This is a genomic window from Nostoc sp., assembly GCF_036917395.1.
In the GTDB taxonomy this organism is placed as follows: Bacteria; Cyanobacteriota; Cyanobacteriia; order Cyanobacteriales; family Nostocaceae; genus Nostoc.
In genome coordinates this window covers 146,324-172,223 of record NZ_JBALDI010000002.1, presented here as the reverse complement: position 1 = coordinate 172,223, position 25,900 = coordinate 146,324, and the positions used below count along the sequence as shown (strand labels likewise).

The following is a 25,900-nucleotide window of genomic DNA, read 5'->3' as shown; positions in this document are numbered from 1 at the left end:
GCTGACACCTAAAATTAACACTCTTAATTTTATTGATAAAACTTTTCATTACTAGTTGACATCTATTCTCAATCAAGGCTATATTGTTCTACAGTGTTCTCCTCTCTTTTAAGGATCGGCAGACGGGATTAGTCAGCAGCAGCAGACTCGTCCCTCTTTTTTGTCATTGGGTATTGGAAAATAAACAAAGGACTAGTGACAAAAGACAAAAATGCAAGATATTGATGCGATCGTGATTGGGTCTGGTATTGGCGGATTAGTAACAGCGACCCAGTTAGCGGCGAAGGGAGCGAAAGTGCTGGTGCTGGAACGTTATTTGATTCCAGGTGGGAGCGCCGGTTATTTTGAACGCCAAGGCTATCGATTTGATGTTGGGGCATCAATGATTTTTGGACTGGGACAAAATGGTACTACTAACTTACTCACCCGTGCATTATCAGCTGTAAATGTCAGCCAAGAAGCGATCGCAGATCCGGTGCAAATTCACTATCACCTACCCCAAGGTTTAAACCTGAAGGTTGACCGGGTTTATGAAAAATTTTTGCAAAATCTTACTGCTCATTTTCGCCATGAAGAACAGGGAATTCGTCGCTTTTATGACGAATGCCAAAAAGTATTCAAGTGCCTCAACAGCATGGATTTGTTGTCGCTAGAAGAACCTCGGTATCTACTGCGGGTATTTTTCCAGCATCCTTTGGCGTGTCTCGGTTTAGTTAAGTATCTGCCCCAAAATGCCGGGGACGTGGCGCGGCGCTACATTAAAGACCCGCAATTATTGAAATTTATCGATATGGAATGTTATTGCTGGTCAGTGGTTCCATCGGATATGACACCAATGATTAATGCTGGGATGGTCTTTTCTGACAGGCATTATGGCGGAGTAAACTATCCTAAAGGCGGAGTGGGACAAATTGCCCAAAAACTGGTGGAAGGTCTAGAGAAAGCTGGAGGTAAGATTCAATACCAAGCTAGAGTCACGAAAATTCTCACAGAACAGGGAAAAGCGGTAGGTGTGCAACTGGCTAATGGTAAAGTATATCGGGGTAAACGCATAGTTTCTAACGCTACACGCTGGAATACATTTGAACAATTACTACCAGCAGAAGAAATGCCATTTAATGAGAAAAAGTGGCAACAAAATTATCAAAAATCTCCAAGCTTCTTGAGTTTGCACATCGGGGTAAAAGAGTCAGTTTTACCTGCGGGGACAGAGTGCCACCATATTTTGCTAGAAGATTGGGAAAAGATGACAGCAGCAGAAGGCACAGTTTTTGTTTCGATTCCCACATTGCTTGACCCAGATTTAGCACCAAGTGGATATCATATCATTCATGCCTTCACGCCTCACTGGATTGATGATTGGCAAGAACTTTCTGTGAGTGAGTATGAAGCGAAGAAAGAAGAGGCTGCTGGGCGAATTATTGACCGTCTAGAGAAGATTTTTCCCGGCTTAGATGCAGGATTGGATTATCTGGAGGTAGGCACACCCCGCACCCATCGCCGCTTTTTGGGTCGTGAGGATGGCACATATGGACCAATTCCCCGACGCAAGTTGTGGGGGTTATTGAAGATGCCCTTTAATCGCACAGCTATTCCAGGACTTTATTGTGTAGGGGATAGTACCTTTCCGGGTCAAGGATTGAATGCAGTCGCTTTTTCTGGGTTTGCTTGCGCCCACCGCATTGCTGTAGATTTAGGATTTTAACGTGCATCAATCAAGGTGATTACACCAACAGCTAGGACTACTATAGTAACCACTACATGATGATCAGGCGGTATCTTTTGAAAGAATCAGACTAGCACAAATTGCTAAATCTTTAACTCGTAAATGAAGCAGTCACAGCAAATTCACAAGCACATACAATTGACTAAATGATTAAAAAAAACTTGATTTGATATAAACCGCGTCTACCTTGAAAACCGTAGTTTTTGTGAATTAGGGTAAACCTCAGAACTCGAGCCACGAGCGAATAATACACTTCCCTTAAAAACTCCAGGTTTCAAAATAGACGGGGTTTGAATATTACTCGTTTGGATACGTCAGAGATTTAGATGGTATTTTAATTGAGATTGCAAGTCAAACGCAGACAGTTAATTTTTGGAAGTTGAAAAGTTCAATTGCTGTTGAATGCTTTGAGCGTCATTATACAGAGTTGTCACTCTCAAATCATTACTTGGACAGCTAATATCTGGAGAAGTTTGCCATTGATACCTGACTTGAGTTGACGTACCGAATGAAGCAGATTTTGCACATGCTTTATATGGTAATTTTGACAATGGTTTAGCTACTGAAATATCATTGAAAAATTTCGTAGCTGTGCTCACTTTTATTTCACCTGCACCTTTTTTGTCACAAACAGTGTAAGTTGCTTTTCCAGATGGCAATACGTGAATTATATATTTGCAGGTATTTGTAGAGCCACTATTGATAATAACTGCTGGCTGTTTTGGATTTGGAGTTTGTGCAAGTATTCTCAGAGGAAAAACACATAAGGGTGTACCTAACAATACCGAAACTAGACTAATTTTATATATGTTAAGAATTTTCACTTTCACCTCACATTAATTTTTTTAGTTACCTAAGTAGGTCAGAACTGATTTGAGATATCTTATGCAACAAAGAATTCTTTTATAGCACTTACTTGGTTAATACTTGATTAATTAATATTAAATTTGTGAGCAGTGCAATTATTAAAATTATAGTTGATTGTATACTTTTTAGATATGTCATTATGATGTCAATGTTGTGTCAGGATTACACTCATTTTTTATGTGGTATTCCTGTCGAATATCTACTCTGGATTTTGCAATAAAAGCCTTCAGTGACACAATTGTGGCATTGCAGCTCGCGCCGGAGAAACAGTCATCAGCCGCGATACGCAAACGGATTCGCACGTGGATGTGGAAGTTTACGCCACGCTCAAAATCGATACCATGCCTTTTCACCGCAACCGAGAGTGGGCTGCTTCGCTGTCTGTCTGCGATTGGCACTCTGACGAAATCGAATTGTTTCAGGAACTGACCAATCGAATTTTCCCGCGACTCGAACACGCCCGCGCTGAAATGGATTTACGTAAGTCGGAAGAAAAATATTGATCGCTGTTCGAGTCAATCAACGATCGCTTTTGCATCGTCCAGATGCTATATGACAACCACAATACGCTGATCAATGATTGCTTTCTGGAAGTGAATCCATCGTTTGAGACACAGACCGGAATCACTCAAGTCAAAGGCAAAACAGCCAGAGAAATCGATCTGAATAACGAAGCAGGATTTTTAGAGAATTACAACCGTGTTGCTGTAATGGGCGAATCCATCCATTTTCCATCCTTGTCAGGGGTACAGGAAAAATATAAATAAAGGTGGCAGTATAGACCAGTAAAGCAGTGTTTCCATATTTACAAAACTTTTCATAATTGTGCTTTAATGGTGAGCGGTTTTTGTTTTCCAAGAATCTTCCTCACACACAAAGCGATTACCGATGCTCCTCACACACAAAGAAAACATTTTAAAATTTAGCTGGCTTCTACCCAGCTTCTTAAGCTTGTTTCTGTTTGGCTCCACTGTCAAAGCTAGTGCGATCGCTAATTGGCATTTTGATAGCAATCGTAATCATCTGGATTTCACTACAGATGAGAATGTTCAACCAAAAGTAGAATTACTTACCAATCCTACCCGTCTAGTAATTGATTTACCTGGAGTTACACTAGGATATCCACAGACTAGTCAAAGAGTGGGGTTAGTAATTAAAGACATTAGCATCGGGCAGTTAAACGCAGAGACTACCCGCATGGTAGTTACTTTAGCAGCTGGTTATACCTTCGACCTAGCACAGGTGAAGCTGCAAGAGGAATCTGCAAATCATTGGTCTGTGCAGTTACCTAAACCAGTACCACTGACTGCAACCCAGCCGAAATCTCTGGAAATAACTCCTAGTATTTTTCCAACAGTAAATGATAATAGCACTCTCTTTGCTGGTGTGGTTCCCATGCATTTACCGATGAAAGTGCTGGAACCTCAAATTAAAGCCTTGATGAGTCGCTATAGTTTTCTCAAAACAGGAATGTTTTTCCTGGATTTGGATACTGGGGATTATTTGGATATTGGAGGCGATCGCGTTTTCCCCGCTGCTAGTACGATTAAATTGCCAATTCTCATCGCCTTTTTCCAAGATTTAGATGCTGGTAAAGTCAGCCTAAATGAAATGCTCACCATGCGGCGTGACTTAGTAACTAATGGTTCTGGAACTATGCAGTATGAGCGACTTGGCAATAAATATACAGCTTTGGAAACCATCACTAAGATGATAACCATCAGTGACAATACTGCCACCAACATGATTATCGATCGCTTAGGTGGAGCGGCGCGACTAAATCAGCGCTTCCATAACTGGGGACTGAAAGACACAGTAATTCGGCATCTTTTGGCTGACTTGAGAGGAACCAACACCACAAGTTCTCAAGATATGGCGCGGGTGCTGGCTTTAGTTGTGAATAACAAGCTAGTTTCTCCACAGAGTCGGGAGCAAGCCTTGGATATTCTGCGTCACACCACAATTCACACATTGCTACCCGCAGGTTTGGGGAAAGGTGCTGTCATCGCTAACAAAACCGGAGATATCGGGTTTCTCATCGGCGATGCAGGATTTGTGACTATGCCAAATGGTAAGCGTTATCTGGCGGCTATCTTCGTCACACGTCCGTATAAAGACACGAGGGGAAGAGACTTTATCCGTCAAGTTTCCCAACTTGTTTACAACTACCTGAATCAGACAAATCCAGTTGCTGCGGTTAATTCGCCTAATAGTGCTACGAGATAACAGTTCAAAATAGATATTGGTAAGGACGCACAGTTGTGCGTCCCTACGGTAATTAAATAATTTTAATTTTACTTGCGGCTCTAGTAGCTTTTTCTCTAGCCTCTTGGACATTTACACCTTTCGCTAAAGCTACTCCCATTCGCCGATATGGATGAGCATTAGGTTTACCAAATAATCTAATATCTACATCTTTTTCTGATAAAGCATCGGCTATACCACCAAAAGCAATAGAATCAGATTTTTCGGAAGCTAAAATAACGGCACTGGCTGATGCTCCTAGCTGTTCTATATGAGGAATTGGCAAGTCTAAAATAGCTCTTAAATGTAGTTCAAATTCATTAAAATTTTGTGAGATTAATGTCACCATACCCGTATCGTGCGGTCTGGGAGAAAGTTCGGAAAAAATCACTTCATCTTTGGTAATGAAAAACTCAACGCCAAAAATTCCGGCTCCTCCTAAAGCATCAGTGACTTTGATGGCTATTTCTCTTGCTCTTAATATCTTGTCTTCAGAAATTAGTGCGGGTTGCCACGATTCTTGATAATCGCCTCGTTCTTGGCGATGACCAATAGGAGAACAGAAAATAGTGGGTGCATTCCACTGTTTAATTGTCAGTAAAGTTATCTCAATTTCAAAGTTAATAAATTCTTCTACAATCACCTTTTGACTGTCACCTCTAGAATTAGCGATCGCATAATTCCAAGCTTTCTCAACTTCACTTTTTTCTTGCACCACAGACTGACCTTTACCAGAGGATGACATCACAGGTTTAACAACATTACTAAACCCAATTTCATCAGAAACTGCAATCAATTCTTCTAGAGTTGTTGCATAACCATATTTAGCCGTTCTGATGCCTAATTCTTGATGTGCCAGTTCCCGAATTCTATCGCGATTCATTGTATAGTTAGTAGCAGCTGCAGTCGGTATAACTGTAATCCCTCGCTGTTCAAATTCGAGCAGTTTTTCTGTTCTGATTGCTTCAATTTCTGGTATAATAATATCTGGCTGATGTTTTGTCACTACAGCTTCTAAATCATCAGCACTGAGCATAGAAATAACTTCATAAGCATCAGCAACTTGCATCGCTGGAGCATTAGCGTAACGGTCAACAGCAATCACATAATTACCAAGACGTTGAGCAGCGATCGCAAATTCCTTACCTAGTTCTCCTGAACCCAGCAACATCAATTTTTGGGGCAACTTAATACTCATTAACTTATCCAGGTCAATCTCAATTTAATCATCTTATAATTTGGTGTGTTTTAATTACTATCTTTTCAAGAATTAAATTTAGCTCCACGCAGTTGTAAATCTTGATGTTGTAGCTGAGTTAAACCAGTACCTAAGCCAAGCTGACACTTATTTACTAAAGTCTCGAACCAAATAGTTTCATTAAGAGTTGTACCTTGTAAATCTGCATTTCTCAAATCGGCTTTCGTAAAATTTGCAAATAAGAGGTCTGCATTGACTAAACTACTACCTTGTAGATTTGCTTCTGATAAATTTCCTCGAATCAAGTTTACCCCATCTAAAATTAAACCAGATAAATCTGCTCCTATAAGATTAGGAAACTTTAGCTGACTTGGAGATTTAAAAAATCGCATTATACAGATGATGTTTGCTTCATTTAGTCGTACTTTGGTTAAAAATTCATAACGAGCTATGCCCAGATTATTAAGAATTTCTAGACGCTGTGGGGGACTTTGTTCTAAAAACTGAATAGCTATGTTGCGTAAGTCTTGAGTCGGGAGATTTAACATGATTCTCAGATTGTCGTGCTGATTAAAAATTTAACAGCAGATGTAGGCAAATAATAGATAATATAGCAGTCTTAAATCATTCATAAAAAACAAGATCCCCGACAACTTTTACAAAGTCGGGGATCTAACATTTAACGTGTATCGATAACTACTTACCTAACGTCCTGCCAATAATGCTTTCGTAGCAGATTCGCCTGCTAATCTCACTTGCCTTGTCAACTGGAAGTTTAATAACGCTAGAACACTCAAATCAGCTAACAGTGCCATGAAAACTGTTGTCACCCCAGCAGATTCTACAGCTGCCCAAGGAAAAGTTGTAAACATCCATACAGTAGAATGTTTCCACGAGGAGATACCGATAAATTCTAGAATCATCGGTGGTAGGAACACGGCTGCACCTAAAGTCCCAATTGCCCAGAAAGAACGCTTAGGAGTTTTCAGCAAAAGTATTAATTGGGTGATGGTAGCGTAAATCATCATTAAGCTGATAGACAAAGCTATAGTTAAAAGTACTTTAAACCTGTCAATCTCGTTAACGATCCAAGTTCGGCCATCGTTTGCGTCAACAATAGATGCAAATGAAAGCCAAACTAACCAGGGAATAGTAACAATTATTAAATTAATTGCGATCGCCACGAGTGCAGGGCTTTTTTCGGCCCAAATTAAATCCTGCCAAACACTCTTGTGGCTAGAAACTCCCTGATGTCGATATCTTGCCCAATCTTGTACATCTTGACGCTGAGGGGAAAGAACAGCAATTAAACTTAAAATCAACACCAAGTTGTACAGTGCTAGCAAAACGAAATTTTCCCCAACCTGTTGATCCCATGTGTCATTATTTTTACCATTTTGTAGGGTAGCTCCCCAGATCATAAATTGGTAAAAAGTTACTAACAAATAACTTTGTTTCTTGCTGATTATTGAGGTTTTAGGATTACGGAAGCAACGTTTAAGAGCTTGCAAAATACCGTAACTGCATAATCCCAAATTTAATAAATGGAAGACAACAATACTAACAACACTTGTCCCCAGTGGAAAATAGAAAAACTGCAACTTTTCCATTATAGAACCATCGGAGAAGTGGAACAAGTTAGGAAACAAATAATTTGTTGCATCCCAAGGAGCGAACAGCCTCAACCAAGCTGTTGAATTATGCCAAGCCGTTGAATTATTAAATGATGCTATCTGAAACGTTATGCACAAGAAAAGGAAAACTGCACCACTACCTAACCAAGGCTGAAAACCACTAAACCAACGACTAACTAAGCCAAATAGTAGTGCAGCACTGTAAACGAAAACACAGCTAGCAGCAATAATAGCGTAGTAACTCAAAATGTAACTAAAGGCAATATTGGCAGAACGCCCAGCCCACAAATGTAAAGGAACTGCTACTAAGATAATGAGATAAATTAAACTCGGAACTCCTAGTAACTTGCCAGTCAATATACTTGTTTCTGATTGAGGACTGAGACGGATGAAATTCAGCGTACCGCAAGTTTCTTCTTTGGCTAAATCGTTGATTAACAAATAAGTTCCTGCAACTAATAGTGTAAATACAAAAATTACACTAAATGTTAGAAATATATATTCCCAGTGGTTTTGCCACCACAACTCCCAATCAATTTCGTTTTGAGGACAATAATTATTTGAAAGGAAATCATTTAAATGAGCAATTTGAGATTGATTTGATTGTCGATAAACCCCATTTTGCTGCTGTTCGTATAGTTTACGCAAACGACAGTATGTTCCAGTTAGTGAGTATTTATCATCAGGAAATTCCCGTAACTGATATAAAAAAACTACCAGTTGCAGCAGTAAGGACGTTGCAACCGCGATCGCTACATTAAAAAATTTCAGCCGTCCTTTGAGTTCCCGCAATAATTGCGGATTCCAATCGCCAATCTTGTCTATTAAATTGGGCATCATAGGAAAAAATTCTCCAAAAATGGGGAGTGATATTTATTGACTAATCAAGATGCTTGTTTGTGACCTAATTTTAGGAAAATACTTTCTAAGTCTTCTTGCTTACAGTGAAAATCAGTCAGGGTAATGCCTGCTTTGATCAGCGATCGCAACAACTCAGCACTATCTTCTTCTTTCCCCGAAAAATTTACCCGCACGCTATTTTTTCCTGGAATCACCTCCCACTCTTCTACTAAATGATGATGTTTCAATTCTCTTAAAAGTGCCTCTAGGTTTCCCAAAGTTGATATCACAATTTGCTGATGGGCAAGACGTTGATAAAGTTGTTGTAACGAGGTACTTTCTACCAAAAAGCCGAGTTCCATAATTCCTACAGAAGTACACAGTTCCGCTAAATCACTGAGAACGTGGGAGGAAATGATTACAGTCATCCCAGCTTCTTGCAAAGCTTTAATGATTTCGCGAAAGTGCATTCTAGCAATGGGGTCAAGTCCTGAAACAGGCTCATCCAGTAGTAGTAAAATCGGTTCGTGGATAATGGTTCGCGCTAAACTTAAGCGCTGTTTCATCCCCCGCGACAGAGTAGCTATTTGGCTATTGCGTTTATTACCAAGTTGGATTAGTTCTAAAACTTCATGCAGGCGTTGAGTACGGCGTGGTTCTCGCAAGCGATAGAGACGCGCAAAATAATCTAGGTAGTCCCAGACTGTCAGATCCTCATACAGCGGGTAGTCATCGGGTAAGTAGCCTAGACGACGCTTAAGTTTGGAATTACTCTTGTCACGAAGTAGGCGATCGCCATTAATATAAATCTCACCCGTAGTTGGTTCCTCAGCAGTTGCCAACATTCGGATGAGAGTTGTTTTACCCGCACCATTCGGCCCAATCAGTCCATATACTTCCCCCGCCTGGATTTCTAAATCAATATCATTGACAGCAATATGCCGGTCAAATTGCTTAGTTAGTCCACGGGTGCAAATTGCTAATTCTTTTACCATCGCTGCTGGGGTGCGGCTTGTAATTAACACTTAACCTAACTTTTTTTACAGCTTTTGTCAGGCTTGTTTCAGAAATTGAAACTGGCTTTAAGGGACTTCCAAAGAATAAGTTATCCCAAGAAAATCAAGAAACAATATTTAACTGATAATGATAATCATTAAAAAATTGGAAGAAAGGGTTAGCGGGAGCGATCGCTATGGTTTTTGGTCAAATTAAATCTATGATTTTCATAACTTCCACTTGCCCCAAAGGCATGAGGGCTATGACCCACTATGCCTTGTTAAAGCAATTTATACAGTTATATATCAAAAATATTAAAAATCAGATTCATTTACAGCAAAGTTTACAAGTATAAAGAATTTGGCTTAAAGAACTGCCTCTTTGTTAAAAAGCTGGAGACATGATACCAAGCGTTATAAATTTGACACAAGTTGAATCAGGGGAATACGAATAATAAACTCAGCACCAACTCCTGATTGCGAAATGCATTCTAAAGAACCGCCATGTTTTTGTGTGATAATTTGGTAACTAATAGCCAGTCCCATCCCTGTACCTTGTCCAACAGGCTTGGTCGTAAAAAAGGGATTAAATATTTGCTTTAAAGTATCTTCTGGTATTCCTAGCCCATTGTCGGCAATGCTAATAATGACTTGATCTGGTTCTAGCAATTGGGTGCGAATATAAATTCGGGGATTATCCATTAAATTGTATTTTTTTGTTGTCCACCGACCTTTAACTACTGAATCTTCTAAAGCATCGAGTGCATTCACTAAAATATTTAAAAATACTTGGTTTAACTGCCCAGGATAACATTGAACTAAGGGGAGGTTACCGTATTCTTTGATCACCTCAATTTGTCGGCGCTGGCTAGCAGGGTTGAAGCGGCTTTGAATGAGCATTATCGTACTATCAATTCCCTCATGAATATCAACTGCTTTCATTTCAGCCTCGTCTAAGCGTGAGAAAGTCCGCAGGGAAAGAACAATATCTCGAATCCGCTCTGCTCCCATGAGCATCGATTTGAATAATTTGGGGAAGTCTGACCTTAAAAAATCTAGTTCAATGAAATTTGTAAACTCCTCAATTGCCTTGATTGATTGGGGATAATGTTTTTGGTAGATATCTAATAGTGAAAATAAATTTTGGGTGTATTCATCAGCTGATTTCAGATTGCCGTAAATAAAGCTAACTGGGTTGTTAATTTCATGGGCAATTCCAGCCACTAATTGCCCCAAACTGACCATTTTCTCATTTTGAATTAACTGAGCTTGAGCCTGCTGTAAGTCTTTGAGAGCTGCGGCGAGTTCTTCTTTCTGACTTTGAGTTTGTTTGAGTAATTCCGCTTGCTGTAATGCTACACCTAGCTGAGAAGCAATTTGGCTAAGTATATATATCTCATCTGTTTGCCATTTTCGAGGTGCATCGTTTTGGTAAACTGCTAGTAGTCCCCAAAGTTGTTGACTTTGATAAATAGCAGTAATTACGTAAGCTCTTGCCTGGCATTGCTGTAAAATTTTCAGGTAGCACTTACTAAAGCCAGCACTGGAAACATCGTCACAAACACGATAAGTTTCATTTTGAGAAAAGCGTCCTCCCTGTGTGTTTTGTAAATAAGTATCCACAATTGGAGGAATAGATAAATTTTTCAAGCTACATTCGCTGACATTTTCTACTATTTCTGGTTGATCCACTTGCTGCTGAATTAGAGGTAACCACCCTTGTGCGAAAGATTCAGAGACAAATGTTCCACTCCAATCTGGATTGAAACGATATAAAATTACGCGGTCAGAGTTGAATAATTGCCTAATTTCTTGAGTAGTTGTCTGAAAAATATATTCTAAGTCAAGAGATTGACGGATTTTTTCAACGGTGATAGCAACAATCCTCTGAGAATTTGCTGCTTCGAGTGTTTCTATTTGTAGTAATTCTACAGGCTGATAACTGGCTTTTTCTAAGTTGTTATTGGGCTGTAACATGATTTTAGATAAGAGTTTAAGAGAATTAACAATCAGTCTAGTATTAAAGTTTTAAAAAGGAAACTGGCGGCAAATCTAAGCCTTGATTGTGTGAAGCCATAATTATACTAGACGCGACAAAGATCAACTCTTACCTATAGTTCCCTTATTCTGCTTCAAAATTAAAATTCTACTAAGATTGGCTTATTGATGAACTCCAAAAATCAAGATTTAGGAGTGGTCAAAGTCTTACGCTTTGCGCAAGCTCCATCTAACGACTAAGCGCACCCGCCGTCGGAAGCACAGTGAGGAACAGCAAAGCTATAGGCGGTCGGGTATAGCGCTTTGTTAAGCTGCGGTTGGGTAAGTTGCTGTTGCCGCGCCTGGTGTTTCAAAATTATGTCCCAATTTGCAAAACAATTTTGCCGCGTGTACGCCCACTTTCGGAAAGTTGGAATGCCTTTCTCACTTCTACGAGCGGCAAAACGGTTGCGACGTGCGCTTTCAATCTGCCTTCGTCAACCAATGCGCTGATGGCAGCTAATTGGTCTGCGTTTGGCTTGCAGTGGACCCGCGCGGCCTTGACGCCTAATTCCTGCGCTTTTTCTTCGGACGGAAACGCTACTGACGTTACCAGGAAGCCACCTTTTTTCAAAGTTTGGAACGCTTTCTCAAACGTGTCGCCGCCGACCGCATCGAAGACAACATCAACGTCTTTAACGACTGCTTCAAAGTTTTGCTTTGTGTAATCAACGAATTCATCCGCGCCTAAATTTCTGACGAAATCTTCATTGCGTCCTGAAGCCGTACCAATGACGTATGCGCCTTTTGCTTTGGCAAGTTGAACAGCCAGCGAACCGACTCCGCCTGAGGCACCGATGATCAAAATTCTTTGCCCACTGCTGAGATGGGCTAAATCAAAAATCGCCTGCCATGCGGTCAACGCGCCGAGTGGAACCGCCGCTGCGTTCTCGAAATCGAGACTTTGGGGTTTAGACACAATATCACCTATTTTGGCAATCGCGTATTCGGCGAAACCTCCAGAGCTTATGATGCCGTAAACCGCATCACCTTCTTTGAAACCTCTGACATTATCGCCGATTCTTTCGATTGTTCCGGCAATCTCGCCGCCGAGCATGATGGGTAGTTTCAGACCGAGCCTTTCGCCCAAACCGTTGCGGATTTTCCAGTCAACCGGATTAACCCCCGCGACGTGAACTTTAACTAAAACTTCGTCCGCCTTCGGCTTTGGGCGTTCGACATCGGCATAATTTAGAACGTCATCGTTGCCGTATTCTTTGATTACTATTGCTTTCATTTTCCTCGCTCCTGTTTAATTCAATAGATATGGACAGAGAAGAGTGTAATAAGAATGTTCAGCTTGATTATTTGCGTGCTGGTCAACGACTATAAGACTATCTATTCTTAAAGAGGTTACAGGTGTCAAGCAAAAAAATAGGTTTTTGGTCTGTGTGGGCATTGGGTGTAGGAGGCATCGTCGGTGGACTTTTTCCAGCGCTGGGAGTTGTAATTCAAATAGCTGATGCAGGCGCACCACTAGCATTTGCGATCGCCGGGACAATAGCTTTGATAACTACTTATGCTTATGCAAAACTTTCAGTAGCTCATCCATGCCGAGGCGGGACAGTAACCTTCTTAAACCAGGCTTTTGGTCTAGGGCTGTTTAGTGGAACACTGAATCTTTTACTATGGTTTAGCTATGTAGTCATGCTTTCCTTTTACTTGCAGGCTTTTGGTAGTTACGGAATTAGCCTATTCACATCTACTCAACCTATTTGGAAGCACTTACTGATTAGCTTGGCAATTTTAGGGACAACTGGACTAAATCTACTGACTGCTAATCATATTGGTAAATCTCAAATCTGGATTGTCAGCTTCAAACTGGGGATTTTGATCCTGTTCATTCTTATGGGGAGCAGTCATATCGACATTTCCCATATACAACCAGCTTCAGTGTCGTCGCTACAGTCAATTTTCGCAGGAGCAATGGTGATTTTCTTGTCTTATGAAGGCTTTGAGCTAATCGCCAATACAGCAGAGGATCTTGTCAATCCCAAGTACACTTTGCCACGAGTTTATTACTCTGTAATCGGGTTCGTTATTTTGCTTTACGTTTTAATAGCACTCGTCACATTGGGAGCAGAACCAATAGAACAGATATTGGCAGCAAAAGATTATGCTTTGGCTGAGGTTGCCAAACCAATTATGGGGCAATTCGGATCTGTTTTGATGACTATTGCTGCTCTTTTATCAACTCTCTCAGCTAGTAACGCAACACTCTACGGTTCAGCTCGTTTTAGCTCTGTTATTGCTAAATCTAGAGGGTTTGATGGCAGCGAAATAAATGGCCGTGACCAATCTTCAATTGGCTTATTTATTACTAGTGGTATTACTCTAATAATCGCCAATTTCTTTGATATAAGTCGAATCTCAACGATGGGTAGTGCCGGGTTTCTCCTGATATTTGCTGCGGTTAATTTAGCTAATGCTCGGATGCATCGTTATACCAAAAGTAAGCAGTGGATTTCACTTCTAGGTGTTGGAATATGTTTGGTAGCACTAGGAATGTTAATTTGGTTTGCTTTGCAAACAGATCCACAAACCGTCTGGGTTTTAGTGTTCATGGTAGCAGTAGCCATAGGTATCGAAGTAATCTACTACTTGTCCAAGAACCGACAGTTACACCTTTGAAGAAGCTTTGCTTAAATCTAGGACGCATTTCAAAAGTGAATCTGGGAACAGATAATGTTGATGATACGACTTACGCAAAAAACCTCTCAAACTCTTATTCCTCCGTGTTCTCTGCGTCCTCTGTGGTTCGTTCCATTACCTGTGCGTAAGTCCTGGATGGGTCTGACTCTGTTTTTCCTGGTTTTCCTTTCCTCGTTTTGGCCATTGGGGGCGAATACCTCCGAAAGCATAGGGCAGCACGTTTTTCTTTGGATCAAAAGAGCCGCACCCAAATAAATTAAAAACTCCATCGGTACATTTTGCTAGGTATGATATTTAATCTGCAAGCATTTACCGAGTAAAAACCAGTTATGACCCAGAACTACCGGATTACTCTACTCCCCGGCGATGGCATTGGCCCTGAAATTATGGCAGTGGCGGTAGATGTGCTGAAAGTCGTAGGGAATCAATTTGATCTGAAGTTTGAATTCCAAGAAGCCCTCATTGGTGGTGCAGCAATTGATGCTACAGGCGAACCCCTACCATCTGCCACTCTAGAGACTTGCCGTAACAGTGATGCTGTGTTACTAGCCGCCATTGGTGGTTATAAATGGGATTCCCTACCATCTAATTTACGCCCAGAAGCAGGTTTGTTAGGACTACGTGCAGGTTTGGGATTATTTGCCAATTTGCGCCCAGCGAAAATTTTGCCCCAGCTAATCGACGCCTCGACTTTGAAACGTGAAGTTGTGGAAGGCGTGGATATTATGGTGGTGCGCGAACTCACTGGTGGAATTTACTTCGGTAAACCTAAAGGGATTTTTGCCACAGAAACTGGTGAGAAACGCGGTGTAAATACAATGGTTTACACCGAATCAGAAATTGAACGTATTGGGAGGGTGGCCTTTGAAGCAGCGCAAAAACGCGGCGGAAAACTTTGTTCAGTAGATAAGGCGAACGTATTAGAAGTATCTCAGTTGTGGCGCGATCGCATCACCCAACTTAGTACGGAATATCCTGATATCGAACTCTCTCATCTATATGTAGATAATGCTGCTATGCAGTTGGTACGCGCTCCCAAGCAGTTCGATACCATCGTCACAGGCAATTTGTTTGGTGATATTCTCTCTGATGCTGCTGCCATGCTCACGGGTAGTATTGGGATGTTACCCTCAGCTAGTTTGGGCGCTTCAGGGCCTGGTGTGTTTGAACCAGTTCATGGTTCCGCCCCAGATATTGCCGGACTTGATAAGGCAAATCCTCTAGCACAGGTTTTGAGTGCGGCGATGATGTTACGCTACGGTTTAGACCAGCCAAAAGCAGCAGATCACATCGAACAAGCCGTATTGCAAGTTTTAGAGCAAGGCGATCGCACAGGGGATATAATCTCTCCAGGAAAAAATCTCTTGGGTTGCCGTGCTATGGGCAATGCACTGATTCTAGCTCTTGAAACAAAATAATTTCATTGTAATTAAGCATAGCGTTTGGGACCTCTACTCCCACAGGTAGTTAAGTTTTCAAGTGGGGTCTAAATCCCCTTTTTGTTACAGAATTACGAATTACGAGTTTTTAAAGTGCAACCTGGGCAATTTGGCAACCTTTGCTATAAGTTTCGGGTAAACTAGAGGGAAATCTAGCAATCAAAGAACAGTCGATAGTGTACGCATTACGACAAGGTCAAGTAAATTTTACCGCCCCGAAGAACCAATCGCCTTTGATTGATCCCGCTGTAATCAGAGCTGCTGGGCAGATATACTATACTCACTGTGAAGTACATCCCGAAATTGCTGGGCAACCTTCCGGTGTAGCAATTAATCGTGTGAATCATCGAGGTAAGGTTATTTTTACTAACCAACCAGTTCTCTTACCTCAAGAATGTTTTGTGCCCTTGAGTCAAATTGAATCGCATATGTATTAGTCATTGGTCATTGGTCATTGGTCATTAGTCATTAGCCATTGGTTAAGAGTCAATATTGATTAACTCTCGACAAAGGACAAAAGATAAACGACAAATGACACAGGACAAATGATAAAGGACTATATGGACATTTTGTTCGCCGTTTTGGCGAGTGTAATGGTCTTTGCTTTAGGTACATCTATTGGCAGTTTTATCAACGTTATTGTTTATCGGCTACCTGCTGGATTATCAATTCTTTGGCCGCCTTCTCGTTGTCCCCATTGCTTAAACCAGCTAAAAGCTTACGATAATGTACCAGTATTTGGTTGGATTTCGTTAAGAGGGCGGTGTCGATATTGCAAAAGCAAAATTTCTGTCCGTTATCCTGTAGTAGAAGGGGTAACGGGCATAATTTTTTTACTAGTTTTTTTAGTATTTCAAGTTTCGACTTTAACAATAGGCTATTGGGCTTTTTGTAGTTGGTTATTGGCGCTATCGCTTATCGACCTAGATACAATGACTCTACCCAATCCACTTACTCAGTCGGGTTTGGTGGTAGGGATTTTGTTTCAAATGGTGGTTGGTTTTTTACCAGAGGCTAGTTCGGTAACATTGGTAAATCACCTGATGATGGCGATAGTTGGTGCAATATTGGGTTTATGGCTGTTTGATGCGATCGCCATATTGGGTTCAATTGCCTTTGGTAAAGCTGCAATGGGTGCGGGTGACGCCAAGTTAGCAGCCATGATGGGAGCCTGGTTAGGTTGGAAATATTTGCTCTTGGCTAGTTTTATTGCCTGTGCGCTGGGCGCATTAGTTGGCGGCAGTGTTATTATCCGTAGACGCATTCGCAAAGCGTCTTGTAGAGAAGCCGCCAGTCAAGAGACATCACGACAGAGGTTAGGACAAAAGATGCCTTTTGGCCCTTTTCTGGCTTTAGGATCTGTGATTACCCTGTTTAGCGGCGAAGCTATTTTGTCTAGCTACCTGCGGTTATTTTTTCCAGCCTCTTGAATTGGAGTGAGGATTCAAGAAGAGGCAGGGGAGCAGGGGGCAGAGGGTAAGGGGGAGAATAATAAAATTATCTCTTTCTCCTCTGCTCCCAGCAATAACTGCCCTCTGCCTTTTCCCAATGCCCTTACATAAGAAATATTTATAATTCGTGACTGTAACCAGCATTACCCCATCTGCCCTTCATATTTTGATAATATTCAGCTTGTGACTTGTATTACCCTCTTAACGACGATTAACCGTTGGCAAGCACAACTAGTGCAATAGATGCTGGTTGCTCATAACCTAGCAATACGAATAATTGATTTGGGTAGGAGGGGAGAGCATCTTATTTGGAGGTTGGTATTCTCATAGCTTTGTCAGTACGTCCATATAATTAAGTCTGCTGAAATAAAGACTAAGAGACTTGTATTGGCATAAGTATTTTCGTTAAGCTGGCAACCAAAGATGAAAATTAAGGTCTGAATTGCTTAAAAGCGTAGTTTGACGATGTAGTCATGAGTCATTAATTAAAAATAAATGACAAAAGGCTAAGGACAACCCGATACGGTTTGACATGTTTTCGACCTCATACCCACTTAAAATAAAATAAAAAATGGCTAACAACGAAGAATCACGCGGTTTAAAGTCTCTATTTGATTGGTTTGCAAATCGACGAAAATCAGGATCTACCAGCCTGGAACGCCAAGAGCGTGAAATTGCGGATGGTCTATGGAATAAATGTTCTAAATGTGGTGTATTGACATACACAAAAGACCTGAAAGCCAATCAGATGGTTTGTGTAGAATGTGGTCATCACAATCGGGTAGACAGTGATGAGCGCATCCGTCAATTGATAGATAACAATACCTGGAAACCGCTGGACGAGCATTTGCGTCCAACCGATCCCCTGGAATTTCGCGATCGCAAACTCTACAGCGATCGCTTGCGGGAATTACAGGATAAAATTGGCTTAATAGACGCGGTTAAAACTGGTTTGGGTCAAATCAACGGCTTGCCTATTGCCCTTGGGGTTATGGACTTCCGTTTCATGGGTGGTAGTATGGGTTCGGTCGTAGGAGAAAGACTCACCCGAATGATTGAGCAAGCCACTCAACGGCGGTATCCTGTAGTTATCGTTTGCACCTCCGGTGGCGCGAGAATGCAAGAAGGAATGCTCTCCCTGATGCAGATGGCGAAAATCTCCGCAGCCCTACAGCGCCATAAAGATGCCCGACTATTATATATTCCCGTTTTGACAAATCCCACCACGGGCGGCGTTACCGCAAGTTTTGCAATGTTGGGTGATATCATTTTGGCAGAACCCAAGGCAACCATTGGTTTTGCCGGTCGGCGAGTGATTGAGCAAACCCTACGCGAAAAACTACCCGATGATTTTCAGACTGCTGAAGATTTGCTTCTGCACGGTTTTGTTGATGATATCGTACCCCGTACTCAATTAAAGAACACCTTAACCCAGCTGATTGCCCTACATCAGCCTGTATTAACAACACCTCATATGGTGTTGTGGGAAACAATGTCCTTGACTTCTACCGCAGCAGAATAGTCAAAAGTGAGCAGCTAAAAGTCAGGAGTTATGAGTATAAAACTCATAACTCCTGACTTTTAACTTCTAACTCCTCACTCTTTCATCTTCCCGGCTCTTTGATAAAAAGCAGTGGAACAAGCGCTGCTAGTCGGAATAGACTAGAGAGGGCGAACAACCCCAGTAAGCCTCCAAACTGAGCAAATTGGATAATGAAGCTGCCGATAGTTGTGCCCAAAGCACCACTCGCGCCAGCAACGGCAGCTGCGATCGCAAAATAGATAGACTGATTTTTATTTGGTGCGATCGCCAATTGTATATTGTTACTGCACAAGTCAATCGCCGCCCAAGTCCCTCCACTCAAGATGTGTAACAGGGGTAACCACAACCAAATGTCAAGGCGATTAACACCAATCCCCAGCCACAGCAGTGGTGCGGCTGCAACCAAAATCCCAATACAGATGAGGATGGGACGATTGCCTATCTTGTCTGCTAATTTGCCCCACAGGATGAGCATCAGCAAAGTTGCCCCCGCCTGAAGGCTGTTGTAGATAGTCACGTAGCTCACATCCAAATCCAGCCTGTCCAGCATGTAGAGGTTAAAAAAAGGCTCGCTGAGGCTCACAGCAAGCGCCCAGAAGCTGAAATACAGCAGAAATCTCAAAAAGTTAGAGTTTTTCCAAAAACTATCAGCTAATTGGTTTTGTGGTGGATGAATTGATTGAGCGACTTCAGAAGATTCATCTTTAGCAACCTCTGGCTGAATCTCACTTGCTTGAGGTAACTTGCCATAATAAGTATTTTCCGAGCGCGGATTTATATCCACTTGGAAATACTGACACCCTAATCCTATAATTCCAAACACGATGCCTACCAGCAAAATCACCCCATAGCCTTGCAGAGTTCCACCATACCAATGTGATACAGCTAGACCGGCCATTGGTACGCAAACCAAATTCGTGAGGCTAGCAGCACTATTGCGTATGCCAAAATACCTGCCTCGCAATTGCCGGGGAACTATCATTGCTATCCAACTTAACCACGATGCTGTTCCTAGTCCTCCTAAAAGATTGCTAAATAGGACAATCAAGAGTGTCAATATCACTAACTGGTGAGTATTAACTACTCCCCAGCTTACGCCTGCAATACTGATTACTAGAACTAGCCATAGCAGCCGACCAATTCCGTGTGTCCGAAGAGAATATTGAAAGCGGCTAGTACTGCGTTCAGACAAGTAAGCACCCAACGGCTGAACCAGATTGACCAACATGGGGATAGAGGAAACCATCCCAAATACCACTGGACTAGCACCCAATTCCACCAAGAAATTGCTGAGTAAAATCCCCCCAGTTCCAAGGGAGTAAACCGCTGCTAAGACAGAATCTGTAGTGGAGGCTCTTAGACTTGTGCGAATAGTATCCTTGGGAATTCGAGAGGTTGGAGAGAGTGCTGTTGGTGGTAAGGTAATCTGGGAAATTTCTAGAGTCAGTGGCGAAGTTGTTTCAACCTGAACAAAATCCATAATGTATGTTTAATGAGTAAAACATTCTGATATAAATCCGGTTGGGAGGAACTCAGTATGCTTTCATTAATATTCCTGATAAGTTTTGGTTATTTCAGCTTGCAATTTTTAACAAAAATTTCACAGAAGTAAATCACTCATTAATAACACAAGATATAAGTAAGGTGAGAAAGACTGTTATTTGTCTGTGAGCAAGAAAAGATTATTTAATTTTTTAGGACTGGTGATAGCGATCGCGATCACTATCATTGCTTGTCACAGTTTACAATTACCAAGCAAACCCTTAGCGTCTATCGCAGTCACCACCATTAAACTTAGTGGTTGGGGAGGTTCCCCTGTTGAGCAAAAACTTTTGAGAGAGGTGTTGCAAGACTTTGAGGCACGGCATCCAACTATTAAGGTGAAATATGAGGTAATCTCCGACCAATACATGGATGTAATCAAAACTCGTTTGGTTGGGGAAGCTGCGCCTGATGTCTTTTATCTGGATGCGCTGGAAGCTCCTTTCTTGATGAGTCAGAATGTTCTAGAACCATTAGATGCTTACATCACTCCCGAATTTGACCTAACGGATTTTGAGGATACCCTACTCGACAGCTTCAAATACCAAAACCAGATTTACGGTTTTCCTAAAGACTATTCTACCCTTGCTCTGTTTTATAACAAAAAAGCATTCGCCGCCGCAAGCTTGAGTAATCCGCCAGCTACTTGGGAGGAATTACGTAACTACTCAAAACAATTGACAGGCAAAATTAACAAATACGGCTTTGGAGAAATTCCCGAATTGGCGCGTCAGGCTTATAAAATTAAAGCCTTTGGTGGACAACTTGTTGATCAAAATGGTTATGCTAACTTTGCCAGTGCGGCAAGTTTGCAGGGTTTAGAGTTGGTAATAGACCAGTATCAAAAAGACCACTCCTCTGCCCAAAAATCTGATGTGGGGACAAACTCAGGTAGTGAAATGTTTGGTCAGAGTAAAGTGGCAATGGTGATTGAAGGTAACTGGGCAATTCCCTATCTAATTGAAACTTTTCCCGAACTAGAGTTTGCTACCGCACCAGTACCTACTATTAATGACAAAAAAGGCACGATGGTGTTTACCGTTGCCTATGTGATGAACAAGCAAGCACAGCACAAAGCCGAAGCTTGGGAGTTGATTTCCTATCTCACGGGTAAAGAAGGGATGCAGAAGTGGACAGGAAAAGGGTTTGCTTTACCAACACGTAAATCAGTTGCAAAGAATTTGGGCTACGACCAAGACCCATTGCGATCGCCATTAGTCGCGGGAGTTGATTATGCTACACCTTGGCGGGTAGGTAAATATCCAGGGGCGATCATGAATAACTTCGATAATCAGTTTGTCAGCGCCTTGCTTGGACAACAACCATTAAATCAAGCGATGCTGAAGGCACAGAATGATGCGAATCAGCAGATTAAGGCGATGGAGTAAGTAATCTTTCTTACCTTTACCAAATCACTTCTGAGTAGAAATTTGCGATCTCTTTATCGGCTGTAATTATTGCAGCTTGATTACTTCTGGCTAGTGCGCTGCGATCGCTCTTGGAACCAGTGCCAGGTATTGGAAAATCCCCAAGTGCAAGAGATTGCAGAAAAGTTTACTCGTGCCAATTGCTTCAGACGTTGAAAATTTGTTATCTTTATTTTGGTTGCTTTCCTCCGTCCTTGGGTCACGTTTACGTTTAACGAGAACGCCCGCAGCATATGGGTCTATTCACAAAGTCAGTCGTCTGTGCCAAAAAGTAGGACGGAAAAAGGGAAAGGAACCGTGAATGCTGCTTAGGTGTTCGTTCATTCAACCAAACTTCAGGCCTAGCCTTGAAGAAGCGTAGGATAACTGTATTTTATATGCAGATGTCCACTGCTTGTCACATAATTGCTGTTGCAATCTGTGATTTGAGTTGTATGCACGAATACCCGGTCAAATAAAGCAGTATAAAATTAAGCTTTTAGCTACCGGAATTATTGCAAACGCTCTCTTCAAGGCAAGCCTCCTAGATTAAACCCAAGGAGGTCAAAAAAGTGCAACATTCTATCAAATCTGTAAGCAGTAGCAATAAGAGCGCATTCAAGGCGATCGCCTCAGGCTGTCTATGTCTGGGGCTTTTGCTTTTGCAGTTTCTATTCACAAAAAAAAGCCCGGAATCTCTCCAGGCCGAATTTCAATTAAACTCACTCTCATCATAAAATCATGTTCCTTAAAAATAAAAACTCATCCCTACCTCCCAAGGGAAACTTGCCTCCTGGGAAGCATTCTTACTTGTTGCTTGCCCTTGTAGTAATCGCTCCTATCTTTGCTGCCCTGCTATCCGGCTGTAACCCTGTGACCTTTTATTTAAGAGGGCTAGGAATTGAGTACCAGTTCCAAAAGGGGACTTGTCAGCTTCCCCCAAATCAGCCACAGAAGTAGAATGACGTAATCATCAAAATGCCTAGCGGTGTGTAGCTTACCGCTGTAGGCATCGCTGGGCATCCCAATTTATAAACTCAATGAGGTTCAAGCGATCGCGTAATTGAGTATATTTGTTTGAGCAGTAAAACACTAACTCTATGACTGTAACTTCTGCCACTGAAGACTTTATTTCATTCCGTGGTCATCAGGTATGGTATTACATCGTTAAACCAGACCAAGAAGAACCTGGCAAGCTACCCTTGTTATGTCTTCACGGAGGGCCAGGAGTCCCCCACGACTACTTAGAACCATTAGAAGCGTTGGCTTCGCCCGCCGCAGGCATCGCTGCAACCGGAAGGCGAGTTATTTTTTACGATCAATTAGGGTGTGGTAATAGTGATCGCCCCACAGATCCCACTTTATACTCGATAGATTTGTTCAAAGAAGAACTCGTCGCCGTCCGCAGCGCATTGGATTTAGAACAGGTTCATCTTTTTGGGCAATCATGGGGTGGTTGTTTAGCCTTAGAACATGCTCTTTGCCAACCGACTGGGTTAGTCAGTCTCGTTTTAGCTAGTACACCTTGCAGTATTCAACAATTTGTTACTGAAGCTTATAGCCTAATGAATGAGCTGCCAATTGAAGTACAACAGGTCATTCGTAAGCATGAAGCTGACGGTACAACTCAAGACCCCGAATATAAACAAGCAATGGAAGTGTTCAATCATTCTTTTCTTTGCCGAGTAGACCCTTGGCCGAGTAGCTTAACTAGAGCCTACAGCAAAGTTGGTAAAGAGTTTCGGGGTGCAGGCAAAATCATCGACTGGAATATTGAAGATCGTCTAAGTGAAATTATCGTGCCGACACTGCTACTTTCAGGTCGCTACGATGAGGTTACGCCTACTTGTGTTAAAACAGTTCACCAGGGTATTTCTGGCTCTGAGTGGGTACTGTTTGAAAATAGTTCACATATGCCTCATCTGGAAGAGACGGAACGATTCTTGCAAGTCTTGAGCGAATTTTTGAATCGTGTCGAAACAGCTCTGTAAAGGTGAGATTGTAAGTTGAGTCTCATATTCCTTAAAGCTAACTCTTCACTTATTCTGGAATTCTGGAAGTTCCAAGTTCTGAACACGGAGTTTCGAGTTCTGAGCATAAAATTCTGAGAAAAAAGCTTGGCGTTTCGAGTTCTGAACACGGAGTTTCAAGTTCTGAAGACGAAGTTCCGAGTTCTGAACACGGAGTTCCGAGTTCTAAGCACAAAGTTTCGAGTTCTGAGCATAAAGTTTCGAGTTCTGAGCATAAAGTTTCGAGTTCTGAGCATAAAGTTTCGAGTTCTGAGCATAAAGTTTCGAGTTCTGAGTATAAAGTTTCAAGTTCTAAACACAAAATTTCGAGTTCTGAACACGGAGTACGATAAATAATCATGCACAAGCCATCGCTACAGTCCGGTTAGTGCGAGATTAGGTGGAGGTTCAGTAATGTTTGAAATCAGCAGGCGGCAAAGTAACCCCAGGTGGCAGATCACAGAAAACATGGCTGGGTATATGTTTATCATGCCTACCATTCTGGTCTTAGGAACTTTTGTAGTCTTACCCATTCTCTACGCCGTTTTTCTTTCCTTGCAAAAAGTTAAACTCCTCGGCGGTATTGAATACGAGTTCATCGGTTTTCGGAACTTTACACGATTAGCTGAAGATGAAAGGGTTTGGATTGCTTTGAGAAACACAGCAGAATATGTAGCCATTGTTGTGCCAATTCAAACAGTCCTAGCTTTAATTTTGGCGGTAACTCTGAATTCTGGGATTCGCGGTAAAAACTGGTGGCGCATCCTCTACTTTTTGCCCACAGTCACTTCTTCAGCAGTGCTGACGCTCATCTTTATGTGGATTTATAACACTAATGGGCTACTAAATGATTTTCTCGCTTTTATGGGGCTACCTACTTATAACTGGTTGGGTGACCCAGCAGTTGCGCTCAAAGGGATTATGATCATGAACATTTGGTCAACTGCGCCGTTTTTCATGGTGATTTATCTGGCGGCGTTGCAGGATATACCCCAAACACTTTATGAGGCGGCGGAACTCGATGGGGCGAATGGATGGCAGCAATTTATTTACATTACTCTTCCCTTGCTGAAGCCTGTAACCTTCTTTGTGGTAGCAGTGGGGGTGATTGGGACTTTTCAACTTTTTGACCAGTCTTACATCTTTTCTGGCGGTACTGGCGGGCCAAACAACGCTACCTTAACTGTGGTGCTGCTAATTTACCAAGCTGTGTTTCGGAATTTACAAATGGGATATGCAGCTGCGATCGCATTTTTGTTAGCAGCAGTGATTATTGCCATCACTTTGATTCAGCGGCGACTTTTTGGAGGCGAACGGATTTGACTAACATCTCTGGTTTATCCTGGCTCAAAGTCTTGTTATACGTCTTGCTGACACTCTATGCGATCGTCACCTTAATTCCCTTCCTCTGGGCACTTTCAGCATCATTTAAGCCGCTAACAGAGATTGTCAGTGGTGAACCCAACTTTCTCCCTAAGAATTTTACTTTTGACAACTACAGGCAAATTTTTCTGCAAGAACCGCTGTTTTGGCGCTGGTTGCTCAACAGTGTGGTGATTGCCGTCAGCGTCACGCTTTTAAACTTGTTGTTAAATTCAATGGCTGGTTATGCTTTGGCAAGACTGCGTTTTGTGGGCAAGCGCTTTTGGTTCTTCCTAATCCTGGCAGTACTGGCAGTACCAGCGCAAATCACCCTAATTCCGACATTTTTGATTTTGAAAGCAATCGGCTGGCTGAATTCTTACCAAGGCATGATTGTGCCTAGCATGGTCAATGCCACTTTTATCTTCATGATGCGGCAGTTTTTCGTTAATTTTCCTAAAGAACTAGAAGAAGCAGCCCAGCTCGATGGCTTAAATACTTTTGGAATTTTCCGACATATTGTTTTACCTTTAGCAAAACCAGCACTAGCAGCACAGGCAGTTTTTGTGTTCATGGGGAGTTGGAATAATTTTTTACTGCCTATAGTTATCCTATTTGACCCAGAAATGTTTACTCTCCCTTTGGGGCTGAACACCTTCAAAGGTCAATATATCAGCTACTGGAACTACATTATGGCGGCTTCTATGGTCTTCACCCTGCCAGCTTTAGGCATTTACGCCTTTTTTAATCGTTACTTTATTCAAAGCGTTACCTTTACCGGGGGAAAAGGTTAATAGGCATAGGGCATTAGAAAACTCTTCCCTTGTCCCTACTCCCCACTCCCCTGCTCCCCACTCCCCTGCTTCCCTGCCCTCTTCCGCCCTCCCGAGCCCCAAACCGTATTTCGGGCAACAAATTGCACTCCTAACGTGATATTGGTATTACAGCGACTCAA

At 41.9% G+C, this 25,900-nt stretch carries 21 protein-coding genes; 13 read left to right on the top strand and 8 right to left on the bottom strand.

The features are described 5' to 3' along the window. The first annotated feature begins 211 nt into the window (after positions 1-211). Positions 212-1,705, top strand: coding sequence for a carotenoid isomerase (gene crtH, locus V7K46_RS01015; RefSeq protein ID WP_335110176.1), 1,494 nt, complete (start codon positions 212-214; stop codon positions 1,703-1,705). A gap of 386 nt (positions 1,706-2,091) precedes the next feature. Here the strand turns inward: crtH and V7K46_RS01010 are convergent, their stop codons facing one another. Continuing rightward, positions 2,092-2,550: a hypothetical protein gene (locus tag V7K46_RS01010; RefSeq protein WP_335110174.1), complete on the bottom strand. Its 459-nt coding sequence runs from the start codon at positions 2,548-2,550 to the stop codon at positions 2,092-2,094. A 345-nt stretch (positions 2,551-2,895) separates the two neighbouring features. Between V7K46_RS01010 and V7K46_RS01005 the strand changes: the two genes are divergently transcribed. The 3 genes from V7K46_RS01005 to V7K46_RS00995 all read left to right on the top strand — a co-directional run bounded on the left by V7K46_RS01005 (position 2,896) and on the right by V7K46_RS00995 (position 4,819). Beyond that, positions 2,896-3,096: a hypothetical protein gene (locus V7K46_RS01005; protein ID WP_335110172.1), complete on the top strand. Its 201-nt coding sequence runs from the start codon at positions 2,896-2,898 to the stop codon at positions 3,094-3,096. Positions 3,097-3,138: 42 nt separating this feature from the next. Next, positions 3,139-3,360, top strand: a complete 222-nt coding sequence (locus V7K46_RS01000) for a hypothetical protein (protein ID WP_335110169.1) — start codon at positions 3,139-3,141, stop codon at positions 3,358-3,360. A gap of 121 nt (positions 3,361-3,481) precedes the next feature. Next, positions 3,482-4,819, top strand: coding sequence for a serine hydrolase (locus tag V7K46_RS00995; protein WP_335110167.1), 1,338 nt, complete (start codon positions 3,482-3,484; stop codon positions 4,817-4,819). Between the two features lie 52 nt (positions 4,820-4,871). Here the strand turns inward: V7K46_RS00995 and purT are convergent, their stop codons facing one another. The 6 genes from purT to V7K46_RS00965 all read right to left on the bottom strand — a co-directional run bounded on the left by purT (position 4,872) and on the right by V7K46_RS00965 (position 12,778). After that, positions 4,872-6,035, bottom strand: a complete 1,164-nt coding sequence (gene purT / locus V7K46_RS00990; protein ID WP_335110165.1) for a formate-dependent phosphoribosylglycinamide formyltransferase — start codon at positions 6,033-6,035, stop codon at positions 4,872-4,874. Between the two features lie 65 nt (positions 6,036-6,100). Next, the gene (locus V7K46_RS00985) at positions 6,101-6,583 is read right to left on the bottom strand and encodes a pentapeptide repeat-containing protein (protein ID WP_335110163.1); all 483 of its coding nucleotides are present in this window, start codon (positions 6,581-6,583) and stop codon (positions 6,101-6,103) included. A gap of 156 nt (positions 6,584-6,739) precedes the next feature. Further along, complete coding sequence (locus tag V7K46_RS00980; RefSeq protein WP_335110161.1) at positions 6,740-8,509, bottom strand: ABC transporter permease subunit; 1,770 nt, start codon at positions 8,507-8,509, stop codon at positions 6,740-6,742. 44 nt (positions 8,510-8,553) lie between these two features. Continuing rightward, complete coding sequence (locus tag V7K46_RS00975) at positions 8,554-9,504, bottom strand: ABC transporter ATP-binding protein (protein WP_335110300.1); 951 nt, start codon at positions 9,502-9,504, stop codon at positions 8,554-8,556. 414 nt (positions 9,505-9,918) lie between these two features. Next, complete coding sequence (locus tag V7K46_RS00970) at positions 9,919-11,481, bottom strand: GAF domain-containing sensor histidine kinase (RefSeq protein WP_335110159.1); 1,563 nt, start codon at positions 11,479-11,481, stop codon at positions 9,919-9,921. Positions 11,482-11,857: 376 nt separating this feature from the next. Next, complete coding sequence (locus tag V7K46_RS00965) at positions 11,858-12,778, bottom strand: NADP-dependent oxidoreductase (protein WP_335110157.1); 921 nt, start codon at positions 12,776-12,778, stop codon at positions 11,858-11,860. A 122-nt stretch (positions 12,779-12,900) separates the two neighbouring features. On the opposite strand from V7K46_RS00965, the gene V7K46_RS00960 reads away from it, so the two are divergent. The 5 genes from V7K46_RS00960 (at position 12,901) to accD (ending at position 18,605) form a co-directional block, all read left to right on the top strand. After that, complete coding sequence (locus tag V7K46_RS00960; RefSeq protein WP_335110155.1) at positions 12,901-14,172, top strand: APC family permease; 1,272 nt, start codon at positions 12,901-12,903, stop codon at positions 14,170-14,172. Between the two features lie 350 nt (positions 14,173-14,522). Next, the gene (leuB, locus tag V7K46_RS00955; protein ID WP_335110153.1) at positions 14,523-15,611 is read left to right on the top strand and encodes a 3-isopropylmalate dehydrogenase; all 1,089 of its coding nucleotides are present in this window, start codon (positions 14,523-14,525) and stop codon (positions 15,609-15,611) included. A gap of 197 nt (positions 15,612-15,808) precedes the next feature. Further along, on the top strand, positions 15,809-16,069 hold the full coding sequence (locus V7K46_RS00950) for a hypothetical protein (protein WP_094329947.1): 261 nt from the start codon (positions 15,809-15,811) through the stop codon (positions 16,067-16,069). Positions 16,070-16,192: 123 nt separating this feature from the next. Then, the gene (locus V7K46_RS00945; protein ID WP_335110297.1) at positions 16,193-17,062 is read left to right on the top strand and encodes a prepilin peptidase; all 870 of its coding nucleotides are present in this window, start codon (positions 16,193-16,195) and stop codon (positions 17,060-17,062) included. Positions 17,063-17,654: 592 nt separating this feature from the next. Next, entirely contained in the window at positions 17,655-18,605 is a 951-nt protein-coding gene (gene accD / locus V7K46_RS00940; RefSeq protein ID WP_335110151.1) for an acetyl-CoA carboxylase, carboxyltransferase subunit beta, read from the top strand. Positions 18,606-18,687: 82 nt separating this feature from the next. On the opposite strand, the gene V7K46_RS00935 is transcribed toward accD, so the two are convergent. Beyond that, positions 18,688-20,106 (bottom strand): MFS transporter, encoded by a 1,419-nt coding sequence (locus tag V7K46_RS00935; RefSeq protein ID WP_335110149.1) that lies wholly within the window; start codon positions 20,104-20,106, stop codon positions 18,688-18,690. 187 nt (positions 20,107-20,293) lie between these two features. Between V7K46_RS00935 and V7K46_RS00930 the strand changes: the two genes are divergently transcribed. The 4 genes from V7K46_RS00930 to V7K46_RS00915 all read left to right on the top strand — a co-directional run bounded on the left by V7K46_RS00930 (position 20,294) and on the right by V7K46_RS00915 (position 25,739). Then, positions 20,294-21,556 (top strand): ABC transporter substrate-binding protein, encoded by a 1,263-nt coding sequence (locus V7K46_RS00930; RefSeq protein WP_335110147.1) that lies wholly within the window; start codon positions 20,294-20,296, stop codon positions 21,554-21,556. A 1,118-nt stretch (positions 21,557-22,674) separates the two neighbouring features. After that, positions 22,675-23,565, top strand: a complete 891-nt coding sequence (locus V7K46_RS00925) for a proline iminopeptidase-family hydrolase (protein WP_335110145.1) — start codon at positions 22,675-22,677, stop codon at positions 23,563-23,565. Positions 23,566-23,997: 432 nt separating this feature from the next. After that, on the top strand, positions 23,998-24,906 hold the full coding sequence (locus tag V7K46_RS00920; protein WP_335110142.1) for a carbohydrate ABC transporter permease: 909 nt from the start codon (positions 23,998-24,000) through the stop codon (positions 24,904-24,906). Then, positions 24,903-25,739, top strand: coding sequence for a carbohydrate ABC transporter permease (locus V7K46_RS00915; protein WP_334870035.1), 837 nt, complete (start codon positions 24,903-24,905; stop codon positions 25,737-25,739). Before V7K46_RS00920 ends, V7K46_RS00915 begins: the two co-directional genes overlap by 4 nt. The last annotated feature ends 161 nt before the right edge of the window (positions 25,740-25,900 follow it).

Coding starts and splice junctions, on each gene's coding strand:
- V7K46_RS00975 (WP_335110300.1), bottom strand. CDS start 9,504: ATGGTAAAAGAATTAGCAATTTGCACCCGTGGACTAACTAAGCAATTT.
- V7K46_RS00995 (WP_335110167.1), top strand. CDS start 3,482: ATGCTCCTCACACACAAAGAAAACATTTTAAAATTTAGCTGGCTTCTA.
- leuB (WP_335110153.1), top strand. CDS start 14,523: ATGACCCAGAACTACCGGATTACTCTACTCCCCGGCGATGGCATTGGC.
- V7K46_RS00925 (WP_335110145.1), top strand. CDS start 22,675: ATGACTGTAACTTCTGCCACTGAAGACTTTATTTCATTCCGTGGTCAT.
- purT (WP_335110165.1), bottom strand. CDS start 6,035: ATGAGTATTAAGTTGCCCCAAAAATTGATGTTGCTGGGTTCAGGAGAA.
- accD (WP_335110151.1), top strand. CDS start 17,655: ATGGCTAACAACGAAGAATCACGCGGTTTAAAGTCTCTATTTGATTGG.
- V7K46_RS00970 (WP_335110159.1), bottom strand. CDS start 11,481: ATGTTACAGCCCAATAACAACTTAGAAAAAGCCAGTTATCAGCCTGTA.
- crtH (WP_335110176.1), top strand. CDS start 212: ATGCAAGATATTGATGCGATCGTGATTGGGTCTGGTATTGGCGGATTA.
- V7K46_RS00920 (WP_335110142.1), top strand. CDS start 23,998: ATGTTTGAAATCAGCAGGCGGCAAAGTAACCCCAGGTGGCAGATCACA.
- V7K46_RS00935 (WP_335110149.1), bottom strand. CDS start 20,106: ATGGATTTTGTTCAGGTTGAAACAACTTCGCCACTGACTCTAGAAATT.
- V7K46_RS00945 (WP_335110297.1), top strand. CDS start 16,193: ATGGACATTTTGTTCGCCGTTTTGGCGAGTGTAATGGTCTTTGCTTTA.
- V7K46_RS00985 (WP_335110163.1), bottom strand. CDS start 6,583: ATGTTAAATCTCCCGACTCAAGACTTACGCAACATAGCTATTCAGTTT.
- V7K46_RS01000 (WP_335110169.1), top strand. CDS start 3,139: ATGCTATATGACAACCACAATACGCTGATCAATGATTGCTTTCTGGAA.
- V7K46_RS00980 (WP_335110161.1), bottom strand. CDS start 8,509: ATGATGCCCAATTTAATAGACAAGATTGGCGATTGGAATCCGCAATTA.
- V7K46_RS00965 (WP_335110157.1), bottom strand. CDS start 12,778: ATGAAAGCAATAGTAATCAAAGAATACGGCAACGATGACGTTCTAAAT.